This window comes from Massilia eurypsychrophila, from assembly GCF_002760655.1.
Classification (GTDB): Bacteria; Pseudomonadota; Gammaproteobacteria; order Burkholderiales; family Burkholderiaceae_D; genus JAFCUW01.
This window is the reverse complement of record NZ_PDOC01000091.1, coordinates 1-563: the sequence shown is the minus strand read 5'-3', so window position 1 is coordinate 563 and position 563 is coordinate 1. Positions and strand designations below refer to the sequence as shown.

The following is a 563-nucleotide window of genomic DNA, read 5'->3' as shown; positions in this document are numbered from 1 at the left end:
GGGTCTCAGCAGAGGTCATAGTAGTTGGTGGTAGCGCCGGGAAGGCTCGACCCCACCGACGAAGGACCGAACGAGTAGGAGTGTTGTCCGGCATGTCGATACAACAGGCAAAGCGTCAGATGCCCGCGTCAGCGGGGCGGGAGGCCGTAGGTCAGGGTGTAGCCTTGGCTGCAACTTCCAGCGACGAAGCTTGCTGTCCGCGATATGTGTCAGGAGACGCAGGATCAATGCTGCTGCGGGCCGCATTGAGAAGAGAGAACCTGCTGCAAGCGTTCAAGCGTGTGCGCGCCAATAAGGGCGCAGCCGGGGTGGATGGTCGGGACATCGACGAAACCTCGCGCTATCTGGCCGTAGCCTGGCCGGAGATACGTGAACAACTGCTGACGGGGACGTATCGGCCCAGCCCGGTACGCAGGGTGACGATCCCCAAGCCCGACGGTGGCGAGCGCGAGCTTGGCATCCCGACGGTGACGGATCGGCTGATCCAGCAAGCACTGCTCCAAGTGCTGCAACCAATTCTTGATCCCACATTTAGCGAGCACAGTTATGGTTTCCGTCCGGGC

1 pseudogene is annotated in these 563 nt (G+C 61.5%); it reads left to right on the top strand.

Annotation, left to right across the window (positions count from 1 at the left end):
• Window positions 1-92 precede the first annotated feature (92 nt).
• Window positions 93-563, top strand: a pseudogene (locus tag CR105_RS27500) (group II intron reverse transcriptase/maturase); the annotation flags it as partial.